Origin of the sequence: Olleya sp. ITB9 (assembly GCF_001315805.1) — a bacterium.
Lineage (GTDB): Bacteria > Bacteroidota > Bacteroidia > Flavobacteriales > Flavobacteriaceae > Olleya > Olleya sediminilitoris.
On the sequence record NZ_BCBW01000019.1, the window covers coordinates 103159 to 124737 of the forward strand.

General features: G+C 32.3%; 18 protein-coding genes. 10 read left to right on the plus strand and 8 right to left on the minus strand.

Annotated elements, in window-relative coordinates; translation table 11 throughout:
• Positions 1 to 2 precede the first annotated feature (2 nt).
• The 6 genes from ITB9_RS05540 to ITB9_RS05565 form a co-directional block, all read right to left on the minus strand.
• Positions 3 to 767 (minus strand): YHYH protein, encoded by a 765-nt coding sequence (locus tag ITB9_RS05540; RefSeq protein WP_028291264.1) that lies wholly within the window; start codon positions 765 to 767, stop codon positions 3 to 5.
• A gap of 73 nt (positions 768 to 840) precedes the next feature.
• Positions 841 to 1374: a hypothetical protein gene (locus tag ITB9_RS05545; RefSeq protein WP_054851468.1), complete on the minus strand. Its 534-nt coding sequence runs from the start codon at positions 1372 to 1374 to the stop codon at positions 841 to 843.
• 58 nt (positions 1375 to 1432) lie between these two features.
• Entirely contained in the window at positions 1433 to 1717 is a 285-nt protein-coding gene (locus ITB9_RS05550; protein ID WP_028291266.1) for an EF-hand domain-containing protein, read from the minus strand.
• Between the two features lie 121 nt (positions 1718 to 1838).
• Entirely contained in the window at positions 1839 to 2300 is a 462-nt protein-coding gene (locus tag ITB9_RS05555; RefSeq protein ID WP_082396076.1) for a Spy/CpxP family protein refolding chaperone, read from the minus strand.
• A gap of 2 nt (positions 2301 to 2302) precedes the next feature.
• Entirely contained in the window at positions 2303 to 2617 is a 315-nt protein-coding gene (locus ITB9_RS05560) for a hypothetical protein (protein WP_054851470.1), read from the minus strand.
• A gap of 42 nt (positions 2618 to 2659) precedes the next feature.
• The gene (locus tag ITB9_RS05565) at positions 2660 to 3238 is read right to left on the minus strand and encodes an RNA polymerase sigma factor (protein WP_054851471.1); all 579 of its coding nucleotides are present in this window, start codon (positions 3236 to 3238) and stop codon (positions 2660 to 2662) included.
• 167 nt (positions 3239 to 3405) lie between these two features.
• Between ITB9_RS05565 and ITB9_RS05570 the strand changes: the two genes are divergently transcribed.
• The 9 genes from ITB9_RS05570 (at position 3406) to ITB9_RS05610 (ending at position 19331) form a co-directional block, all read left to right on the plus strand.
• Positions 3406 to 4617, plus strand: coding sequence for an RsmB/NOP family class I SAM-dependent RNA methyltransferase (locus tag ITB9_RS05570; RefSeq protein ID WP_054851472.1), 1212 nt, complete (start codon positions 3406 to 3408; stop codon positions 4615 to 4617).
• Between the two features lie 22 nt (positions 4618 to 4639).
• The gene (locus tag ITB9_RS05575) at positions 4640 to 6481 is read left to right on the plus strand and encodes an endonuclease (protein ID WP_054851473.1); all 1842 of its coding nucleotides are present in this window, start codon (positions 4640 to 4642) and stop codon (positions 6479 to 6481) included.
• 171 nt (positions 6482 to 6652) lie between these two features.
• Positions 6653 to 10345, plus strand: a complete 3693-nt coding sequence (gene purL / locus ITB9_RS05580; protein ID WP_054851474.1) for a phosphoribosylformylglycinamidine synthase — start codon at positions 6653 to 6655, stop codon at positions 10343 to 10345.
• A 68-nt stretch (positions 10346 to 10413) separates the two neighbouring features.
• Positions 10414 to 11220, plus strand: coding sequence for a helix-turn-helix domain-containing protein (locus ITB9_RS05585; RefSeq protein WP_028291273.1), 807 nt, complete (start codon positions 10414 to 10416; stop codon positions 11218 to 11220).
• A 260-nt stretch (positions 11221 to 11480) separates the two neighbouring features.
• Positions 11481 to 13250, plus strand: coding sequence for a long-chain fatty acid--CoA ligase (locus tag ITB9_RS05590; RefSeq protein ID WP_054851475.1), 1770 nt, complete (start codon positions 11481 to 11483; stop codon positions 13248 to 13250).
• 182 nt (positions 13251 to 13432) lie between these two features.
• Positions 13433 to 13888 carry a MarR family winged helix-turn-helix transcriptional regulator gene (locus ITB9_RS05595; protein WP_028291275.1) on the plus strand — a complete coding sequence of 152 codons (456 nt, stop codon included), beginning with the start codon at positions 13433 to 13435 and terminating at the stop codon, positions 13886 to 13888.
• Positions 13889 to 13890: 2 nt separating this feature from the next.
• Positions 13891 to 16299, plus strand: coding sequence for a 3-hydroxyacyl-CoA dehydrogenase/enoyl-CoA hydratase family protein (locus ITB9_RS05600; RefSeq protein WP_054851476.1), 2409 nt, complete (start codon positions 13891 to 13893; stop codon positions 16297 to 16299).
• 5 nt (positions 16300 to 16304) lie between these two features.
• Complete coding sequence (locus ITB9_RS05605) at positions 16305 to 17495, plus strand: acetyl-CoA C-acyltransferase (protein WP_054851477.1); 1191 nt, start codon at positions 16305 to 16307, stop codon at positions 17493 to 17495.
• A 27-nt stretch (positions 17496 to 17522) separates the two neighbouring features.
• On the plus strand, positions 17523 to 19331 hold the full coding sequence (locus tag ITB9_RS05610) for an acyl-CoA dehydrogenase family protein (RefSeq protein WP_054851478.1): 1809 nt from the start codon (positions 17523 to 17525) through the stop codon (positions 19329 to 19331).
• Positions 19332 to 19393: 62 nt separating this feature from the next.
• Here ITB9_RS05610 and ITB9_RS05615 read toward each other — a convergent pair whose 3' ends face one another.
• Both ITB9_RS05615 and ITB9_RS05620 read right to left on the minus strand, forming a co-directional pair.
• Complete coding sequence (locus tag ITB9_RS05615) at positions 19394 to 20614, minus strand: M56/M15 family metallopeptidase (RefSeq protein ID WP_187294255.1); 1221 nt, start codon at positions 20612 to 20614, stop codon at positions 19394 to 19396.
• 193 nt (positions 20615 to 20807) lie between these two features.
• Positions 20808 to 21194 (minus strand): BlaI/MecI/CopY family transcriptional regulator, encoded by a 387-nt coding sequence (locus ITB9_RS05620; RefSeq protein WP_082396079.1) that lies wholly within the window; start codon positions 21192 to 21194, stop codon positions 20808 to 20810.
• Positions 21195 to 21353: 159 nt separating this feature from the next.
• Here ITB9_RS05620 and ITB9_RS05625 point away from each other — a divergent pair, with 159 nt between their 5' ends.
• The gene (locus tag ITB9_RS05625; protein WP_054851480.1) at positions 21354 to 21578 is read left to right on the plus strand and encodes a hypothetical protein; all 225 of its coding nucleotides are present in this window, start codon (positions 21354 to 21356) and stop codon (positions 21576 to 21578) included.
• Position 21579: the final 1 nt, after the last annotated feature.

Genomic DNA, 21579 nt, shown 5'->3' on the forward strand with positions numbered 1-21579 from the left:
TTTTAATAACCTTGATATGGTCCTGCAAAAGCAAGATATGAACCAGTTGTTGAGTATAACTCATTAATAATATGATAGTGATATTCTTCTTCTCCATCTGTATATTGAGTAACTGATGTGTGACCACCTGAGGCATCTAAATCTGAAGGGTAAGTCCCTAAATTATTACACTTACGACCATATAAAAACACACCATCTAGTAAAACACCCACTAAAGCGTCATCGTCATTAGAGAATGCTTTTGGCTCTAAATGATAGTGATAAACACCAGGACCAATGTGTGCACCTGTCCAATCTAAACTTGCTGCAGCTGCATCAAGTGGTCCACCACCTTCTTGATCGTTAAAAATTGAAGCACCACTAACAGCTATCCCAATAGTATCAAAATTTGTTGCTACTGAACTACCTGTTAAATCAGGTATAGCATCTACTGTTATTGTTGTTGCGTTATTATTACTTGACATTATTGAAGGTGTTGTTTCTACACTAGGTTCGTCTAAGTATAAATCATGTCCTTCTCCCCAATATACTGTTTCATGATTTGGCAATCCTGTAGTTTCAATAGTAACAGTTGCACCATTATTTGACAAATAAATGTCTGTAGCATCTGTGTTAAATGCTTCAAAAGCAGCATGAAGCTCTGTTACTGTGTCATCTGTACTTACTGAGTCTGATGTATCTGTTGATGAATCATCATTACTATCACAAGCATTGGTAGTTAATACTATACTTAATACGACTACAAAGGGTTTAAAAAATAATTTCATGTAATAAAATGTTTTAATTTATAACTATATAATTTAGATGCTACATTAAAAAAATACTTGCGTAAAAATTAAATTAATCTCTTCTTTTTCTTTTTTTAGAGTTGTCTTGGGTATTTTCATAAAATACTTTTAACTCTTCTAAATCCAATTCTCCGTCACTATTTGTATCTATTTCACTAAAATGTTCTGATAATTCTTGTCTTTGTTGTGCTGCAACTTCAAGCTTGTTTAAAGTACCATCATCATTATCATCTACTTCTTTTAAAACTCTTTTAGCCGAAATTTTTCTGGATTTATCACTATTAATTACAGCTTCTAATTCTTCTAAGTCAATAACACCATCTTCATTAAAATCTATAGTATCAAATTGCTCTGATATTTTACCCTTTTTATCATTGGATGCCTCTTCTTTATCTATAACATCATCACCATTTTTATCTAGTAATTCCATTATTTTTGAAGCATCTGGTTTTTGTTTACCTTGACCTCTTCCACCACCTTGACCACGTCCACCTCCTTGCCCTCCACCTGGAGGTCCTTGAGCAAATACGTTAAAGCATAATACCATTGAAAAAATTGTGATTGCTGTTTTAATATTTTGTTTCATTTTGGTTAGTTTTTTTTATAAAGATTACTTTTTTTTTATAAACGTTTAATATTAAATTTTAATTACGTTCTCTTCGTTTTGGTTTTGGTGCTTTTTTAAATTCTTCTTCACTAATAAACCCATCTTCATCAGTATCAATTTCTGTAAAGCTTTCTTTTAATGGTCCCTTAATTTCAGTTTTAGATAATTTACCATCTTCATCTGTATCCAACTCTTTTAATAATTCACTAAATGTTGGAGGAGTTCTTTTTGCTCTATCTTGTGATTGCGCTTTAGCATTAGTTAAATTGAATACTGTTAATCCAAATATTAATATTCCTGTTTTTATTGCTTGTTGTTTCATCATTAAATTGTTTTGTTATATAGTTTTAGATGAAGTATTAACTATTTACTTGTGCTAGCTTATGTTAATTAAAACACAAAAAAAGACCTTCGTTTTACTGAAGGTCTCTATTGTTTTAATGTTATTGTCTTTGACTTGGTCCTGGTGGTCGTTGACCATCAAATTGTCTTGCGTTTTTTATTATTTCTGTAAATCGATTTTTTTGTTCTTCATTACATATCTGGTAAATGCGACGCAATCTGTAAAACATCTCTTTTTCTTTAGTTGTTTCTTTTTTAGCAATAGATTCAAATAAACCATCAATAACTTTAGTGTCTATGTTTGGCTGCTGCATGGCGTTAAACAATTGATCTTTATCTGACTTAAGTTGGTCTCCAAAACGTCTCATAACTTCCATATGTTTGGCTTCGGACGTTTTAAATTGCTGTAATTGTGAGTCGTTAAAATTTAATTCAGAAACTATAAAATCACTAGATTCTCTTGGACCTTTATGATTTGGTCTTCCTAAATAATTTATTAAGAAAAACACATTCATTATTATTAATACCAAAAGAAGCAGGTATAAAATTGTATTTTTTTTCATTTTTATAAATTAAATAATGTGTCTTCTGTTGAAGTGTCTAATCCGTAATCTGATGCAAAAGTAGACACCGAAGATTCGTATACTGAATTTTTAATTTGCGTTATAGTATAAACATTTACTGCTAATATACAAACTAAAGCTGCTAGTTGTAATTGAGGTGTAAACCAACTCCAAAAAGTCTGTTTTTCTTCTTCTTTATCAAATAAACGTTGCAACGTTTGATCTTTAAAAAAAGGAGAAACTTTAACTTGCTGTAAGCTTTCAACCACATCAAGTGTTTGATTCACTTTATCTTGTATGTTTTTATCTGTTTTCATAATTGTATAGTATTAGATGCTATAGTTTTTAAAAACTTGCGTCTACATTTGACTTTTATAAAATTCTTCTAAAATGTTTTGTAAATTCTTTTTTGCTCTAAATAATAATGACTCAATAGATCCAATACTTTTATTAGTAATCTCAGCAATTTCCTTATAGCTTTTATCATCAATCTTATTTAAAGTGAATACTAACCTTTGTGTCTCAGGTAATTTATTGATTGCTAAAAATAAAGTTTCACTAATTTCTTTTTGCTCTAAAACCAAACCAGGATGATTAATCTCTGTAAAATAACTAGCTTTATCTAATGTATAATCATCACCTGATAACGATTGTAAAAAGGCAAAACGCTTTTTAGTTTTTCGTTTTCTGATCAACTCAAGACACTTATTAGTTGTTATTCTGTAAATCCAAGTAGATAATTTAGAGTCTCCTTTAAATTTATTAATAGAATTAAATACCTCAACAAATACCTCTTGCGCAATATCTTCTGCATCTTCCTTATTTGGCACAAATGACAAGCAAGTCCCAAATACTTTTTGCTCATAATCGTTCAACAGCTTGGTAAAAGCTGCTCTAGATTGAGTTTTAAGGGCTTCTATAAATTGGTTTTCGGTCAAAAATTTTTAATTGTGCTATTAATAAATATTAGATGCAATCTAATCCAAAAACTTACGCTATTAGATATTTTTTTAGTTTTATTTATAAAACTAGTCATCTTATAACAAAAAAGCAATACTAATTTGTGTTATTTAACGTAACTTTGCACGCTTTTAAAACTTAAAAAATGCGCTTACACAGAAACTTATGCTTTGCTACCGTTGATGGATTATTATTAATTTTCAACGAAGGTAAATATGCAGATAAAGTAGTACAACAATTATTAAAACGTGATAAACGTTGGGGAAGTCGTGACAGAGGTTTTGTTGCAGAAACCACTTACGATATTGTCCGTTGGAAACGCTTATATGCTGAAATCGCAGAAGTAAAAGAACCTTTTAGCAGAGACGACATCTGGCGTATGTTTGCTGTTTGGGCAACCTTAAAAGGAATAACCTTACCTGATTGGAAGTATTTTGAAAATACACCTACTAGAAAAATTAAAGGTCGTTTTGACGAATTATCTAAAGTAAGAAAAATCAAAGAATCTTTTCCAGATTGGATGGATGAGTTAGCTGCTAAAGAGTTAGGCGAAGCGGTTTGGACTAAAGAAGCAACTGCTTTAAACCAACAAGCTGACGTAATTTTGAGAGTCAACACACTTAAGACGACTAAAGAAAAGCTAAAAGCTGAGTTGTTTGATTTAGATATTGAAACTGAAGAAATAGCAAAACATCCAACTGCTTTAAAACTAGCCGAACGTGGTAATGTATTTACTACTGAAGCTTTTCAAAATGGTCATTTTGAAGTACAAGATGCCTCTTCTCAATTAGTTGCAGAATATTTAGACGTACAACCAGGTATGCGTGTTGTAGATACTTGTGCTGGAGCTGGAGGTAAAACGTTACACCTTGCTGCTTTAATGGAAAACAAAGGTCAAATTATTGCTTTAGATATATACGATAATAAGCTAAAAGAACTTAAGCGTCGTGCTAAACGTAATGGTGCACATAACATTGAGCCACGTCATATTGAGTCTACTAAAGTCATTAAAAAACTTTATGACAAAGCAGATCGTGTTTTAATAGACGCTCCTTGCTCTGGATTAGGTGTTTTACGTCGTAATCCTGATGCTAAATGGAAAATGCAACCTGAGTTTATTGAAAAAATAAAACAAACTCAAGCCGAAATATTAAGTACTTACTCGCGTATGGTAAAATCTGGAGGTAAATTAGTGTATGCCACATGCTCTATCTTACCATCAGAAAATCAAGAACAGGTTACTAAATTTTTAAACTCAGAAAGCGGTAAAGATTTTACACTTGTAAAAGACAATAAAATACTATCCCATCAATCAGGTTTTGATGGATTTTATATGGCTTTATTAGAAAAAAAATAAATTACAACTACACACAACTACTATGAAACACTTTTACTTATTAATTTTATTTTTAATTTCTTCGTTAAGTTACGGTCAATTAACTCCACCTGCAGAGCTTCAAGCATATTATAGTGATGTAGATTTTACAAAAACTCAATTAGATTTATTTAATGACTTAGCTGTGACTACAGCTGTAAAACACACAAATAGTTTAAGCTATACACCAGGTATATGGGAAGCAAGTAAAGTCACAGACGAAGATATTGACAACCCAAATAACGTTATTTTATTTTATGGATACAGTGATACTGATGGAAATGGTGTTACTGATAGAACTAGAAATAAAAATTTAACAGGAGGTGACAATGGAGAATGGAATAGAGAGCATGTTTTTCCAAATTCATTAGCAAATCCTAGCCTAAATAGTTCTGGTACATCTGGCCCACCTTATGCTGATGGGCATAATTTGAGACCTTCTGATGTTCAAATGAACTCAAATCGCGGTAATAAAAAATTTGCTGCTGGTTCTGGTAATGCTGGAAACACTAGTAATAGTTCTAGTTTATGGTATGCTGGTGATGAATTTAAAGGTGATGCTGCTAGAATTATCATGTATATGTATACACGATATGGCTCACAATGCCTTCCTTATTTTGCTGTAGATGGAACTACTAATAGTATTGACCCTAATATGGTAGATTTATTGTTACAATGGAATGCAGAAGACCCTGTGTCATTAATAGAAGACAATAGAAATTCTTTTCATGGTGATTTATCTAACACATATGCACAAGGTAATCGAAATCCATTTATTGACAATCCATATTTAGCAACTGTTATATGGGGAGGAATTCCTGCAGAAAACAGATGGGGAGAACAACCTCCAGCCGACACACAAGCACCAACAGACCCTACTAATTTAGTAGCTAATAATCCAACCGAAACGAGTGTTGATCTTAATTGGAGTGCCTCAACAGACGACACAGGAGTTACTACATACATTATTTATCTTGATGGTGTTATATATGCATCAACAAATAACAATACGACAACTTACATTGTTACAGGATTAGACCCAGAAACTACATATACATTTTCTGTAGTTGCTAAAGACGCATCAAACAATGAATCTGGACAAAGTAATACAGACACTGCTACAACACTTTCTGCAGCTCCTGTAGATTCAAACTGTATTAACCCTGTAAATCAAGATTTTGAGACCATTCCTGATAATAGCAGTTCATACAGTGACAGAACTTGGACCGATGGTTATGGTGTTTGGAATGCAACTAGATCTAGAACAGATCAATCCATTAATGGATCTAGAGCTATCGTAATAGACACGAGAACTAATAGTAATGGAACTTTGACCTCTCCTGTAATTTCCGGAGGAATAGCAGACTTAACAATGACAACACAACAAGTATTTTCAGGTTCTGGTGGTGTATTAAGTATATATGTAAACGGTGTTTTAAAAGGAGATATAGCATACAATGACACTGTTCAAACCACAACAATTACGGACATTAATATAGAAGGTGATATAACACTTTTAATTAAGGATGATGACGCTACTAATGGTGCTAGAGTTGCTATTGACAATTTACAATGGACTTGTTACAGCTTATTAAGCACTAAAGACTTTAATTTAAATAAAACAAAAATTTATCCTAATCCCATTAATGGATCTAGTTTAAATATTGATACAAATCAAGATACAAATTACAAAATATACGACATATTAGGTAAAGTAATTCTTACAGGAAATGTAACTCAAACTAATAGCAAAGTTAGCGTTGCAAATTTAAAAAAAGGAGTTTACATCATAAAACTAGAAACAGCCAACGGAAATAGCATTACTAAAAAACTAGTAAAAAGCTAAATTCCGTAAAATCTTCACTAAAAAAAAGCGATTCTAAACTGAATCGCTTTTTTTTATGGTTAATAAAATCGTGAACAACTATTAAATTAAGTCTCCTTTTTAAGCGCAAAATTTAACTAAAAAAGCTAAATTTGTGTCTTTATTATAAACAACACTCAAACTAAACATATAATGATTCATTTCTTCGGAAACCAAAACAGTAAAGTATTTGCTGTTCAAGCAACAAAAGAATTATCAACCGACACCATCTCAAAATTGACATGGTTATTTGGCGACCAACCAAAAATAGAACAAGCATCTTTAGATGCTTTTTTTGTTGGACCAAGAGCTGCAATGATAACTCCTTGGAGTACTAACGCTGTAGAAATCACCCAAAACATGGGTATTGAAGGCATCCTTAGAATTGAAGAATTTGAGGCATGCGACAAAGACTTCAAAGGATTTGACCCGATGATTTCTGAAAAATACAACAGCTTATCACAAACCGCTTTTAATATAGATGTTAAGCCTGAACCTATTTTAAACATTGAAGACATTGCTGCTTATAATGTTAAAGAAGGTTTAGCTTTAAATGATGAAGAAATTGAATACCTTGAAGGTGTTTCTAAAAAAATTGAAAGACCTTTAACAGATTCTGAAGTTTTTGGATTTAGCCAAGTAAACTCAGAACACTGTAGACATAAAATATTTAACGGTACTTTTATTATTGATGGAGAAGAAAAACCAACCTCTCTTTTTAAACTAATTAAAGAAACCTCAAAACAACATCCAAACGACATCGTTTCTGCTTATAAAGACAATGTGGCTTTTATAAAAGGACCAACTGTTGAGCAATTTGCACCACAACGTGCTGATATTCCTGATTTTTATACTACAAAAAATTATGATTCTGTTATTTCGCTTAAAGCGGAAACACATAACTTTCCTACTACAGTAGAACCTTTCAATGGAGCTGCAACAGGATCTGGAGGAGAAATTAGAGACCGTTTAGCAGGAGGAAAAGGATCGTTACCATTAGCTGGAACAGCTGTATACATGACCTCATATTCAAGATTAGAAGACGCAAGACCTTGGGAACAAACTATGGAAGCTCGTCCTTGGTTGTACCAAACACCAATGGACATTCTAATAAAAGCAAGTAATGGTGCATCAGACTTTGGTAATAAATTTGGACAACCCTTAATTTGCGGATCTGTACTAACTTTTGAACATGATGAAAATACAGACGCAAATCCAACAGCAAAACCTCGTAAATTAGGTTATGATAAAGTCATCATGCAAGCTGGAGGTATAGGTTATGGTAAAGCAGACCAAGCATTAAAAGACACACCAAAAACTGGTGATAAAATAGTAATTTTAGGTGGTGAAAACTACCGAATTGGTATGGGTGGAGCTGCTGTATCTTCTGCTGATACTGGAGAGTTCTCTACAGGTATTGAGCTAAACGCAGTACAAAGATCCAATCCAGAAATGCAAAAACGTGCTGCCAATGCTGTACGTGGCATGGTAGAAAGTGAAGAAAATTTTATTGTTTCAATACATGATCATGGAGCTGGAGGACATTTAAATTGTCTTTCAGAGTTAGTTGAAGACACAGGAGGTACAATAGATTTAGATAAATTACCTGTTGGTGATCCAACATTATCTGCTAAAGAAATTATTGGTAACGAATCTCAGGAAAGAATGGGATTAGTAATTGCTGAAAAACATTTAGAGACTTTAAATAGAATTGCAGATCGAGAAAGATCTCCAATATACACTGTTGGTGACGTAACCGGAAACGACAGGTTTACTTTTAAATCTAAAACCAATGGTGACAAGCCAATGGATTTAGCCTTAGAAGACATGTTTGGAAGTTCTCCAAAAACTATAATGACTGACAATACCATTAACAGAAATTATAACGATGTTACTTACAAATCTGATGAATTTTACAACTATTTAGATCAAGTATTACAGTTAGAAGCTGTCGCTTGTAAAGACTGGTTAACAAACAAAGTAGATCGTTGTGTTGGTGGTAAAGTTGCAAAACAGCAATGTGTTGGACCATTACAAATCCCATTAAACAATGTTGGTGTAATGGCTTTAGATTATAACGGTAAAGAAGGTATTGCTACCTCTATTGGACACTCTCCTATCTCAGGATTAATTAATCCTGTTGCTGGAAGTAGAAACAGTATTACAGAAGCTTTGACTAATATTATTTGGGCGCCTTTAAAAGATGGATTACAATCTGTATCTCTATCAGCCAATTGGATGTGGCCTTGTAAGAACGAAGGTGAAGATGCAAGATTATACGAAGCGGTAAAAGCAATATCTGAATATGCTATTGATTTAGGAATCAATATTCCAACAGGAAAAGATTCGTTATCAATGAAGCAAAAATATGCTACAGAAGAGGTTATTTCTCCTGGAACAGTAATCATTTCTGCTGCAGCAAACTGTAACAATATTAAACAAGTTGTAGAACCTGTTTTTAAGAAAAATGAAGGTGATATTTATTATATAAACATCTCTCAAGACGAGTTTAAATTAGGAGGAAGTAGTTTTGCTCAAGTATTAAATAAAGTCGGTAATGACACGCCTAATACTAAAGATGCTACTTATGTAAAAACAGTGTTTAATACCATTCAAAATTTAATAAAAGATAATCAAATTGTTGCTGGACATGATGTTGCATCAGGTGGTTTAATTACCACTTTATTAGAGCTATGTTTTGCTGATGTTAATCTTGGAGCCGAATTAGATATTTCTGATTTAAAAGAAAAGGATTCACACAAAGTACTATTTGCAGAAAATTCAGGAATTGTATTTCAATCTAAAGATGCTTCAATAGAAAAGGTACTTAAAGATGCTAACATTACTTTTAATAACATAGGAAAAGTAACTGATACTGATGTTTTAAGTATCATCAATGATGCTGAAGTCTTTACTATGACAGTCTCTAGATTAAGAGATATGTGGTATAAAACATCTTATTTATTAGATCAAAAACAAACTGCAAATAATCTTGCTGAAGCTCGCTATAAAAATTATGCTCAACAACCATTACAATATAGTTTTCCAAAACAGTTTACAGGACAATTACCTGTAATTGACTCTAGCAAACCACGTCCAAAAGCTGCAATTTTACGTGAAAAAGGAAGTAACTCAGAGCGTGAAATGGCAAACGCCATGTACTTAGCAGGATTTGATGTTAAGGATGTACATATGACCGATTTAATTTCTGGAAGAGAAACCCTAGAAGACATTCAGTTTTTAGGAGCTGTTGGAGGGTTTTCTAATAGTGATGTTTTAGGCTCTGCAAAAGGATGGGCTGGAGCAATTAAATATAATGCAAATGCTAATAAAGCTATTAAAGACTTCTTTAATAGGGAAGATACACTTTCAGTTGGTATTTGTAATGGATGTCAATTATTTATGGAATTAGAATTAATAAATCCAGAACATGATGTACATGGCAAAATGCTGCATAATGACTCCAAAAAACATGAAAGTGCTTTTACTTCTGTTACCGTTCAAGATAACAATTCTGTAATGTTATCTACATTAAAAGATGCAACTTTAGGTGTTTGGATAAGTCATGGTGAAGGTAAATTTAACCTTCCTAAAACAGAATCTGACTACAATATTGTAGCAAAATATGGCTACAACAGTTATCCTGCTAATCCAAATGGATCAGACTTTAATACAGCTATGCTGTGTGATAAAACTGGTCGTCACTTAGTAATGATGCCACACATTGAGCGTTCAACTTTTCAATGGAATTGGGCTAATTACCCAAACAATAGAACAGATCAAGTATCACCTTGGATTGAAGCTTTTGTAAATGCAAAAGAGTGGATAAATGTTAAAAACGACTAAAACCATACTGAAATTTAAAAAAATCATTAGGTTTATAGTATAACCACATTGAATTTAAAAAGCTATTAATGAATTTTAGATACATTGAATGTAGCAAACCTAACCAGTTGATTCAAAATTTTTTCGAGCTTAATGTTGAACAATCAAGTACACCATTAAGCTCTAGAATTATTCCTACAGCGCAGTCACATATTTTATTTTTCAAATCTCAATTACCATTACAAACAGGTGTCAATGATAAAATTTTTAAAAATAAAGGCATCGTGGTTTTTGGGCAATCATACAAATCGTACACTTTACTTGCTCAAAAACCATATTATAATTTTGGAATAAACTTCCACCCTACTGCACTTTATAAAATTTTAAAAACAGATATTTCAAAATTTACAGACCAACATATCAATCTATCTGAAGTAGATCAAAAACTATATCAATTACTAGATCCTATTTTTAAACAAGAATTTTCAGGTGAAGAATTAGCTAATAAAATAGAAAAAAAACTATTAAAACTTGAATTATATGAAAGTAAAAATACGAAGTTAGTCGATGATGCTATTCATGTTATTTATAAAAAAGAAGGTAGAATAAATGTTGAAGAAATTTTGAAAATTTTTCCAATATCTCAAAAACATTTAGAAACTCAGTTTAAAAAAACAATAGGCCTTACACCATTAAAATTCATTAAACTTTTCAAGTTTGTAAGCCTTATGAGAAAGTACGAAACTACTAACACTCCTATCTCTCAATTAATTGATTATTACGCATATTACGATTTTTCTCACTTTACAAAAGACTTTAAATTATTCATGAATTTAAAGCCTTCAGACTACTTTAATACTAAAACCCCTTTTCTATCAAATTATTTAAAAAAATAATTTTTACGAAAATTTACATTTTATTTAAATAGATTTTACATAATTTAGCTTCGAAATAATGTGATTTATTTAATTTAAATGGAAGTTAAGGGATTCATTTAAACACAGTTAGTTATTAAACAAAAATCATCAAAACATTTTTTCACGCTATCAATCAGTTAGCTTAGGAGCTGTTTAATTACAGCTCCTTTTTTTAACTACTATTTGAAATCGAGATAAAATTTCATACTTTGCAAAACATTAACTTCGCAAACTAACAAATGATAGAAATAACTAGACTCTTCGATTTTCCTTACTATCAACTTGAAAAATATAATCTTGAAAAAGCTTTATCAACAAAATATGATGATAAATGGATATCTATTTCAACTAAAGAATATATTGAAAAAGCAAATACTATTAGTAGAGGACTACTAAGGTTAGGAATTTCTCAAAATGACAAAATAGCGGTAATATCTTCTACAAACCGCACAGAATGGAATATCATGGATATTGGTATTTTACAACTTGGTGCACAGAATGTACCTGTTTACCCAACCATTTCTGAAGAAGACTATGCATACGTACTCAACCACTCTGAAGCTAAATATTGCTTCATTTCTTGTCAAGACGTATATGATAAAGTAAAAAAAATAAAATCAGAAGTACCTTCTTTAATAGAAGTATATTGCTTTGATCAATTAGAAGACTGTAAAAATTGGCAAGAAGTTTTAGATTTAGGTAAAGACACATCTAACCAAAATGAAGTTGAAAATTTAAAAAACAAAGTTAAAGCCAGCGATTTAGCAACATTAATTTACACTTCTGGTACTACAGGAAGACCAAAAGGTGTAATGTTATCTCATGACAACCTTGTTAGTAATGCTCTAGAAAGTTTTAAACGCATACCAATTGAGCTTGGTAAAGCAAGAGCTTTAAGCTTTTTACCGCTTTGCCACGTGTATGAGCGTATGCTTATTTACTTATACCAATATTGTGGTGCCTCAATACATTATGCACCTATTGATCAAATTAGCGAATATGCTCAAGAGGTAAAACCACAAGTGATGACTGCTGTACCTAGACTTTTGGAAAAAGTTTACGATAAAATTATTGCCAAAGGAACTGATTTAACAGGAATAAAGAAAAAATTATTTTTCTGGGCTGTAGAAGTTGGCTTAGATTATAAACCTTACGGAGAAAATGGCTGGTGGTATACTCAAAAATTAAACTTAGCTAATAAATTAATTTTCAGTAAATGGAAAGCTGCTTTAGGTGGTGAAGTTGCAGTAATGGCATCAGGTAGTGCTGCCTTACAACCTAGACTTGCTCGTGTATTTAACGCAGCAGGATTTGGTGTTATGGAAGGCTACGGACTAACCGAAACCTCTCCTGTTGTATCTGTTAATGATATGCGAGACGGAGGATTTAAAATTGGTACAGTAGGAAAACTACTGGATCGTACTGAAGTTAAGATAGCTGAAGATGGTGAAATTTGTGTAAAAGGCCCACAAGTCATGATGGGATATTACAAAGATGATGCAAAAACCGCAGAAGTAATTAAAGATGGCTTTTTCCATACAGGAGATATAGGTGTTATTGATAATGAAGGTTTCTTAAAAATTACAGATCGTAAAAAAGAAATGTTCAAAACCTCAGGTGGTAAATATGTTGCTCCACAACTTTTAGAAAACAGATGTAAGCAATCTAGATTTATAGATCAAATTATGGTCATTGGTGAAGGCGAAAAAATGCCAGCAGCATTTGTACAACCAGATTTTGATTTTATAAGAGATTGGGCTAAAATACACAACAAAACATTAGGTACTAATGAAGAAATTGTAACTAACCCTGAGGTTGTAGCTCGTTTTCAAGAAGAAATTGATGCTGCAAACGAAAACTTTGCTAAATGGGAAAAGATTAAACAATTTAGATTAACACCAGAAGCATGGACGGTTGAAGGAGGTCACCTTACACCTACTTTAAAATTACGTCGTAAAATTATTAAAGAACGTTATAAAGCATTGTACAATGACATTTATGGTCATTAGTAAAAAATAATCACCAACCAATTAATTGGTTAGCAATATTTTACAATTAAAAACATTGTTATTTTAAAAAAGCTATCTATCTTTAGGTAGCTTTTTTTTGTGCACATTTTTTTGAAATTTATTATGCATGCATAATAAATTTTTATTATCTTTGAAAGTAACAAACTAATTGAGTTTTCAATATGAAAGACAAAACCATTGATTACATGCTAAGAACCACTTGGTTAGCTGTCAACAAAATGTACAATGAAGAGGCTGCTAAATTTGGTACAACAATGGCAACTGGTTTTACTTTATTAAGCATAGATCAAGACGAAGGGACTCCTTCTACATCACTAGGACCAATTATGGGTATGGAAGCAACAAGTCTATCTCGTATACTTAAACGTATGGAAGAGTTAGATTTAATTATGCGTAAACCTAACCCTAACGATGGTCGTGGTGTTTTGATATATTTAACTCCTTACGGAAAAGAAAAAAGAAACGATGCAAGAGAACGCGTTCTTGTTTTTAATGAGGCTATAAAAAGTAAAATACCTCAGGATAAACTGAAACACTTTTTTGAAGTTTCTGAAACTATTAACGAAATGATTTCTAACAAAAAAATTTACAATCAAAAAGAACACACTTTAAAATAATCATGAGCAAACGTAGAATTAAAAAAGTAGCCATTATTGGTTCCGGAATTATGGGAAGCGGTATCGCTTGTCACTTCGCCAACATTGGTGTAGATGTACTATTATTAGACATCGTACCTAGAGAATTAAACGACAAAGAAAAAGCTAAAGGTCTAACTTTAGAAGACAAAGTCGTTAGAAACAGATTAGTAAACGATGCCTTAACTGCATCACTAAAATCTAAACCATCACCTATTTACAGTCAAGCTTTTGCAAGTCGCATTACCACAGGTAATTTAGAAGACGACATTGCTAAAGTAGCAGATGTAGATTGGATTATGGAAGTTGTAGTAGAAAGACTTGATATTAAACAACAAGTTTTTGAAAAACTAGAACAGTACAGAACACCAGGAACTTTAATTACCTCTAATACTTCTGGTATTCCAATTAAATTCATGAACGAAGGACGTAGTGAAGATTTCCAGAAACATTTCTGTGGAACACACTTTTTCAACCCAGCACGTTACTTAAAATTATTCGAAATCATTCCAGGACCAAATACAGATGCTTCTGTATTAGAGTTTTTAAATGAATATGGTGAAAAATTCTTAGGAAAAACTTCTGTTGTTGCTAAAGACACACCTGCTTTCATCGGAAACAGAGTTGGTATTTTCAGCATACAAAGTTTATTCCATGCAGTTAAAGATTTAGATTTAACTATTGAAGAAGTAGATAAATTATCAGGACCAGTAATTGGTCGTCCTAAATCTGCAACCTTCCGTACAGTAGATGTTGTTGGATTAGATACTTTAGTTCACGTGGCTAACGGAATTAGAGAAAACTGTCCTAATGACGAACGTTTAGAGTTATTTGAATTACCTGATTTCATCAACACCATGATGGAAAACAAATGGTTAGGAAGTAAAACTAAACAAGGATTTTATAAAAAGAGTGTTTCTGCTGAGGGCAAAAAAGAAATTTTAGCTTTAGACTTAAACACCTTAGAATATAGACCTTCTAAAAGAGCAAAATTTGCAACTTTAGAACTTACGAAAACGATTGATAAAGTTGTTGACCGTTTTAAAGTATTAGTAAAAGGAAAAGATAAAGCTGGTGAGTTTTATAGAAAAAGCTTCACTGCATTATTTGCTTACGTATCTAATCGTATTCCAGAAATTTCAGACGATGTTTATAAAATTGACGATGCTATGAAAGCTGGTTTTGGTTGGGAACACGGACCATTTCAAATTTGGGATGCTATTGGTGTAGAAAAAGGTATCGAATTAATGAAAGCCGAAGGATTAGAACCAGCTGCTTGGGTTAATGATATGATTGCTTCTGGAAGTACATCTTTTTATACAGTAAAAGAAGGTGCAACATATTTCTATGATATTCCTTCTAAAACACAAACAAAAATTCCTGGTCAAGATAGTTTCATCATCTTAGATAACATCAGAAAAACAAACGAGGTATTTAAAAATTCTGGCGTTGTTGTTGAAGATTTAGGTGACGGAATCCTTAACGTAGAATTCCAATCTAAAATGAATACTATTGGTGGAGACGTTCTTGCAGGTTTAAATAAAGCTATTGATTTAGCCGAAAAAGATTTTGCTGGATTAGTAGTTGGTAACCAAGCTGCAAACTTCTCGGTTGGTGCAAACATCGGAATGATTTTCATGATGGCTGCAGAGCAAGAATATGACGAGCTTAACATGGCTATCAAATATTTCCAAGACACAATGATGCGTATGCGATACTCTTCTATCCCAACTATCTCTGCGCCTCACGGAATGGCTTTAGGTGGTGGATGTGAATTATCACTACATGCAGACAAAGTAGTTGCAGCAGCTGAAACTTACATGGGACTTGTAGAGTTTGGTGTTGGTGTTATTCCTGGTGGTGGTGGTTCTAAAGAAATGGCTTTAAGAGCGCAAGATCTTTTCCAAAAAGGAGACGTACAACTTAACGTGTTACAAGAGCATTTCTTAACTATTGGTATGGCTAAAGTATCGACTTCAGCTTATGAAGCTTTCGATTTAAACCTACTTCAAAAAGGAAAAGATGTGGTGGTTGTAAATAAAGATCGTCAAATAGCAGTTGCAAAACAACACGCGATGTTAATGGCTAATTCTGGTTACACACAACCTGTAAAACGTACTGATGTAAAAGTATTGGGTAAACAAGCTTTAGGTATGTTCTTAGTAGGAACAGACTCTATGCAGGACTCTAACTACATTTCAGAACACGATATGAAAATTGCAAATAAATTAGCTTACGTTATGGCTGGTGGAGATTTATCTGAACCTACTTTAGTTAACGAGCAATATTTATTGGATTTAGAACGTGAAGCATTCCTTTCTCTTTGTACTGAAAGAAAGACATTGGAAAGAATTCAACACATGTTAACAAAAGGTAAACCTTTAAGAAACTAAGAAAAATGAAAACAGCATATATAGTAAAAGCATATAGAACCGCAGTTGGTAAAGCACCAAAAGGCGTGTTCCGTTTTAAAAGAACAGATGAATTGGCAGCAGAAACCATCAAGTATATGATGAAGGAATTGCCAAGTTTAGACCCAAAGCGTATTGACGATGTAATTGTTGGTAATGCAATGCCAGAAGGTTCTCAAGGTTTAAATATGGCACGTTTAATCTCATTAATGGGATTAGATATTGTAGATGTTCCAGGAGTAACTGTTAACCGTTTTTGCTCTTCTGGAGTAGAAACTATTGGTATGGCAACTGCAAAAATACAAGCTGGAATGGCAGATTGTATTATTGCTGGTGGTGCAGAAAGCATGAGTAGCGTACCAATGACTGGTTTTAAACCAGAATTAAACTACGACATTGTAAAATCTGGTCACGAAGATTATTATTGGGGAATGGGAAATACTGCAGAAGCTGTTGCTAAACAGTTTAAAGTATCTCGTGAAGACCAAGATGAATTTGCTTACAATTCACATATGAAAGCTTTAAGAGCACAAGCTGAAAATCGTTTTCAAGATCAAATAGTACCAATTGAAGTAGAACAAACTTACATTGATGCTAACGGAAAAAAAGCAACAAAATCATATACAGTAACTAAAGATGAAGGTCCTAGAAAAGGAACCAGTAAGGAAGCTTTAGCAAAACTTAGAGCAGTATTTGCTGCTGGAGGAAGTGTTACCGCTGGTAACTCGTCTCAAATGAGTGATGGAGCTGCTTTTGTAATGGTTATGAGTGAAGACATGGTTAAAGAACTAGGTTTAGAGCCAATTGCAAGAATGGTAAACTATGCTGCTGCAGGTGTTGAGCCCCGTATTATGGGAATTGGACCAGTTAAAGCAATACCAAAAGCATTAAAACAAGCAGGATTAAAACAAGACGATTTAGCTTTAATTGAGTTAAATGAAGCTTTTGCTTCTCAATCTTTAGCAGTAATCAGAGAATTAAACCTTAATCCAGATATTATTAACGTAAATGGTGGTGCAATTGCATTGGGTCATCCATTAGGATGTACAGGAGCAAAACTATCTGTACAACTTTTTGATGAAATGCGTAAGCAAGACATGAAAGGTAAATATGGAGCAGTTACCATGTGTGTTGGTACAGGTCAAGGTGCTTGTGGAATATTCGAATTTTTAAATTAATCAAAGAACTTAATACAATACTATAAAATGGCAGATTTAGAAAAAGACATCTTAAGAGGTGGTCAATTCTTAGTAAAAGAAACAAATTGTGACGATGTGTTTACTCCTGAAGATTTTTCAGAAGAACAAGCAATGATGAAAGATTCTGTAATGGAATTTAATGACCGTGAAATTATACCACATAAAGCACGTTTTGAAGCTAAAGACTACGCACTAACTGAAGAAGTTATGCGTAAAGCTGGAGAAATGGGCTTTTTAAGTGTTGCTGTTCCTGAGGATTTTGGAGGAATGGGAATGGGATTTGTTTCTACAGTATTAACATGTGATTACATTTCTTCTGGAACTGGATCATTTAGTACTGCTTTTGGTGCACATACAGGTATTGGTACTATGCCAATTACTCTTTATGGTACTGAAGAACAAAAACAAAAATACGTACCAAAATTAGCTTCTGGAGAGTGGTTTGGTGCTTACTGTTTAACAGAGCCTGGAGCTGGATCTGATGCTAATTCTGGTAAAACTACTGCTGAACTTTCTGCAGACGGAAAATCATACAAAATTAACGGACAAAAAATGTGGATCTCAAATGCAGGTTTCTGTAGCGTGATGATCGTTTTTGCTCGTATTGAAGATGATAAAAACATTACTGGATTTATCGTAGAATATGATGGTGAAAATCCTAACGGAATTACTTTAGGTGAAGAAGAACATAAATTAGGTATTCGTGCGTCTTCTACGCGTCAAGTATTTTTTAACGACACTGTTGTTCCTGCTGAAAATATGTTAGCTGGACGTGGTGAAGGTTTCAAAATTGCCATGAATGCACTTAACGTTGGTCGTATTAAATTAGCTGCTGCATGTTTAGATTCTCAAAGAAGAATCTTAACAACAGCTGTAAATTATGCAAACGAGCGTAAACAATTTAAAACACCTATTGCTGAATTTGGTGCTATAAAAACTAAATTAGCTGAAATGGCTGCTAGTGCTTATGCTGGTGAATCTGCTACTTATAGAGCTGCTAAAAATATTGAAGACAGAATCGCGATGCGTGAAGCTGCTGGAAATACACACCAAGAAGCAGAGCTTAAAGGAGTTGAAGAATATGCAATCGAATGTTCTATCTTAAAAGTTGCTGTATCTGAAGATGTACAAAACGCAGCAGATGAAGGTATCCAAATTTTTGGTGGAATGGGATTCTCTGAAGAAACTCCTATGGAATCTGCTTGGAGAGATGCTAGAATTGCACGTATATACGAAGGAACTAATGAAATCAACAGAATGCTAACCGTTGGTATGCTTGTTAAAAAAGCTATGAAAGGTCACGTTGATTTATTAGGTCCTGCATCTAAAGTTCAAGAAGAATTAATGGGAATACCATCTTTTGAAACTCCTGATTATTCTGAATTGTTTTCAGAAGAGAAAGAAATGATTAAAAAGCTTAAAAAAGCATTTTTAATGGTTGCTGGTGGAGCTGTTCAAAAATTTGGTCCTCAATTAGAAGAGCACCAACAATTATTAATTGCAGCTGCAGATATCTTAATTGAGATATACATGGCAGAATCTGCAATTTTAAGAACTGAGAAAAACGTTAAACGTACTAGTGAAGCTGAGCAATCTGCTCAAATTGCAATGGCTAAATTATATTTATATCACGCTGTTGATATCGTTGAAGAAAAAGGAAAAGAAAGCATTATTTCTTTTGCTGAAGGAGACGAACAACGTATGATGTTAATGGGTCTTAAGCGTTTTACAAAATACGCTAACTATCCAGATATCGTAGACTTACGTATCGAGATTGCTGAAAAAGTAAAAGCAGAAAACAAATACTGCTTCTAAAAATTTAGTTTTAATTATCTTAAAAAGGCTACTTTGTAATGAAGTAGCCTTTTTTTTGTTCCTTATTTACTACTTCTAATTTTATTTAAACTTTCAAAAATAGATTTTGCTATATCCTCTCTTTTTGATCTGTCAGTCAATATGGCTTTATCCTCTTTATTAGATAAAAAACCTAATTCTAAATATATTGCTGGACAATTTACATTTTGAAGTAGGTGAAAATTTGCAACCTTAATACCACGAGATTTTGAAAAAACATTAAACTTGTTTTCAATTAGAACCTTACTATATTTATAAGAGGTATCTTTATTTTCATTGTCATCTTTATAATATGCCTCCACTCCATTTACACTATTATCATTATGTGAGTTACAGTGTAAGCTTATCATTAAATCGGCATTTGCTTTATTTACTATTTCCGAACGTTCATTAAGTGAAATAAACTCATCTGATGCCCTAGTCGGTATAATTTGTATTTTTTCATTACTATAACTTGTTAATAAATTAGAGATTTCTAAAATGATTTCTTTTTCTTTTACATCAGTAATATTACCAGAGTCCTTACCTCCATGTCCTGCATCAATAACAACAACAATTGGTTCTTTTAAGTCTTTATATGAGCTGAGCATAATAATACCTGCAAATAGTACAAGTACTATCCCTATTTTTAATGTTTGTTTTAATACAGAAGATTTACTTTTGTGTAACATAATAATTCGATTTTTGATTTGAATGAAATTAAATCCGCTAGTTAGAGGAACGCGGTATTCCTTTTGACCTAAGTTGATAATGCTGTTTGAATAATTTTCAATATCAATACCAGACAAAATAGATTTTTCATCTGCTAAAAATTCGTGATTCTGTAATATTGCTTTCTTATATAACCACATAAATGGATTAAACCATAAAACACAATTCAATAATTCAATAAATAAAATATCTATAGTGTGTAGTTCCTTATAATGGATGGTTTCATGAGTAATAATACTTAAATAATCATTATCAGATAAGACTTGATTTTTTGGAATAAACATAAAATTGAAAAAACTAGATACCAAATCTGAATCAGTAATAGTGATCAATTTCAACTTTCCAACACGTTTACTTTTTTGTTTTGTCAATCTAAAAATCTGGAATAAATTCTTTAAAAATCGAAATAACAAAAAACTAGAAATCATAAAATAAACATAGAAAAAAGGAGGTGTTGATCGTGTTTCTGTTGGTTTTATCTCTCCAAAAGTTATGTCTTCAACATAAGGTTTTTCAACAAGAGGGTCTGTCAATTTCTCAATTTCAATTTCAGTAATTCTAGGAATGGACTTAAATAATTCAATTTCTAGAAATGGTGCTAATAAACATAAAAGGATCGAACATAGAAGAAAAAATCGATTAAACTGAAATGTCTTTTGTTTTCTTAATAGTAAGGCGTAAACTAAATAAGAGCAGCCTAAACTAATAATGGTATATAAAAAATAACTAATCATTGGCTTTTTTTAGGTTCATTTTCTCTTTCAATAATTCTTGAAGCTCTCTAATTTCTTCAACAGACAAATCTGCATTCTTAGTAAAAAATGAAGCAAATTGAGCTTTAGAATCATTAAAAAAATGTTGAATCATACCATTTACTTGTTTTGTAAAATATTCGTTCTTTTTTAAAATAGGGTAATAAACTTTATCTCTTCCTAAGCGTTCAAAACCAATATAATTTTTATCGACCATACGTTTTAATAAGGTAGAAATAGTAGTATAAGCTGGTTTTGGTTCAGGAAATTTTTCGACTACATCCTTCATGAATCCTTTTTCAAGGTTCCATAAATACTTCATAATTTGAAGCTCTGATTTATTCAATTGTTTTATATCCACAACTATAGTTTTAATACTACAAATGTAGTAATAAAACTATACAATCAAATTTATATATTAATTTATTTATATTTTAAAAGACTATAACAAGAACTAAGTAACAAAGTTTCAATACTATTTATATATATTTAAATTCAAAAACCAACTAAATATATAAATATGAAAAAAATTGGAGGTTATATGGCCTTTTTCGGGTTATTCGCTATTGTTTTAAGTTTTATGGGACGTGTTCCTACAATTTTAATGTGGATTTATGAATGGGGAGAAACACCTGCTTGGATCATTAAAATAGGACTTATTGTTATTGGAGGTGCTTTATTTTTTATGGGCAAATCAGAAGAACCAACAATAGAAAATGAAACTAAAAATGAAGTTGTTGAGTAAC

Bases quoted from the DNA above. Each gene is read 5' to 3' on its own strand.
- ITB9_RS05540 (WP_028291264.1), bottom strand. From the start codon at position 767: ATGAAATTATTTTTTAAACCCTTTGTAGTCGTATTAAGTATAGTATTA.
- ITB9_RS05545 (WP_054851468.1), bottom strand. From the start codon at position 1,374: ATGAAACAAAATATTAAAACAGCAATCACAATTTTTTCAATGGTATTA.
- ITB9_RS05550 (WP_028291266.1), bottom strand. From the start codon at position 1,717: ATGAAACAACAAGCAATAAAAACAGGAATATTAATATTTGGATTAACA.
- ITB9_RS05555 (WP_082396076.1), bottom strand. From the start codon at position 2,300: ATGAAAAAAAATACAATTTTATACCTGCTTCTTTTGGTATTAATAATA.
- ITB9_RS05560 (WP_054851470.1), bottom strand. From the start codon at position 2,617: ATGAAAACAGATAAAAACATACAAGATAAAGTGAATCAAACACTTGAT.
- ITB9_RS05570 (WP_054851472.1), top strand. From the start codon at position 3,406: ATGCGCTTACACAGAAACTTATGCTTTGCTACCGTTGATGGATTATTA.
- ITB9_RS05575 (WP_054851473.1), top strand. From the start codon at position 4,640: ATGAAACACTTTTACTTATTAATTTTATTTTTAATTTCTTCGTTAAGT.
- purL (WP_054851474.1), top strand. From the start codon at position 6,653: ATGATTCATTTCTTCGGAAACCAAAACAGTAAAGTATTTGCTGTTCAA.
- ITB9_RS05585 (WP_028291273.1), top strand. From the start codon at position 10,414: ATGAATTTTAGATACATTGAATGTAGCAAACCTAACCAGTTGATTCAA.
- ITB9_RS05590 (WP_054851475.1), top strand. From the start codon at position 11,481: ATGATAGAAATAACTAGACTCTTCGATTTTCCTTACTATCAACTTGAA.
- ITB9_RS05595 (WP_028291275.1), top strand. From the start codon at position 13,433: ATGAAAGACAAAACCATTGATTACATGCTAAGAACCACTTGGTTAGCT.
- ITB9_RS05600 (WP_054851476.1), top strand. From the start codon at position 13,891: ATGAGCAAACGTAGAATTAAAAAAGTAGCCATTATTGGTTCCGGAATT.
- ITB9_RS05605 (WP_054851477.1), top strand. From the start codon at position 16,305: ATGAAAACAGCATATATAGTAAAAGCATATAGAACCGCAGTTGGTAAA.
- ITB9_RS05610 (WP_054851478.1), top strand. From the start codon at position 17,523: ATGGCAGATTTAGAAAAAGACATCTTAAGAGGTGGTCAATTCTTAGTA.
- ITB9_RS05625 (WP_054851480.1), top strand. From the start codon at position 21,354: ATGAAAAAAATTGGAGGTTATATGGCCTTTTTCGGGTTATTCGCTATT.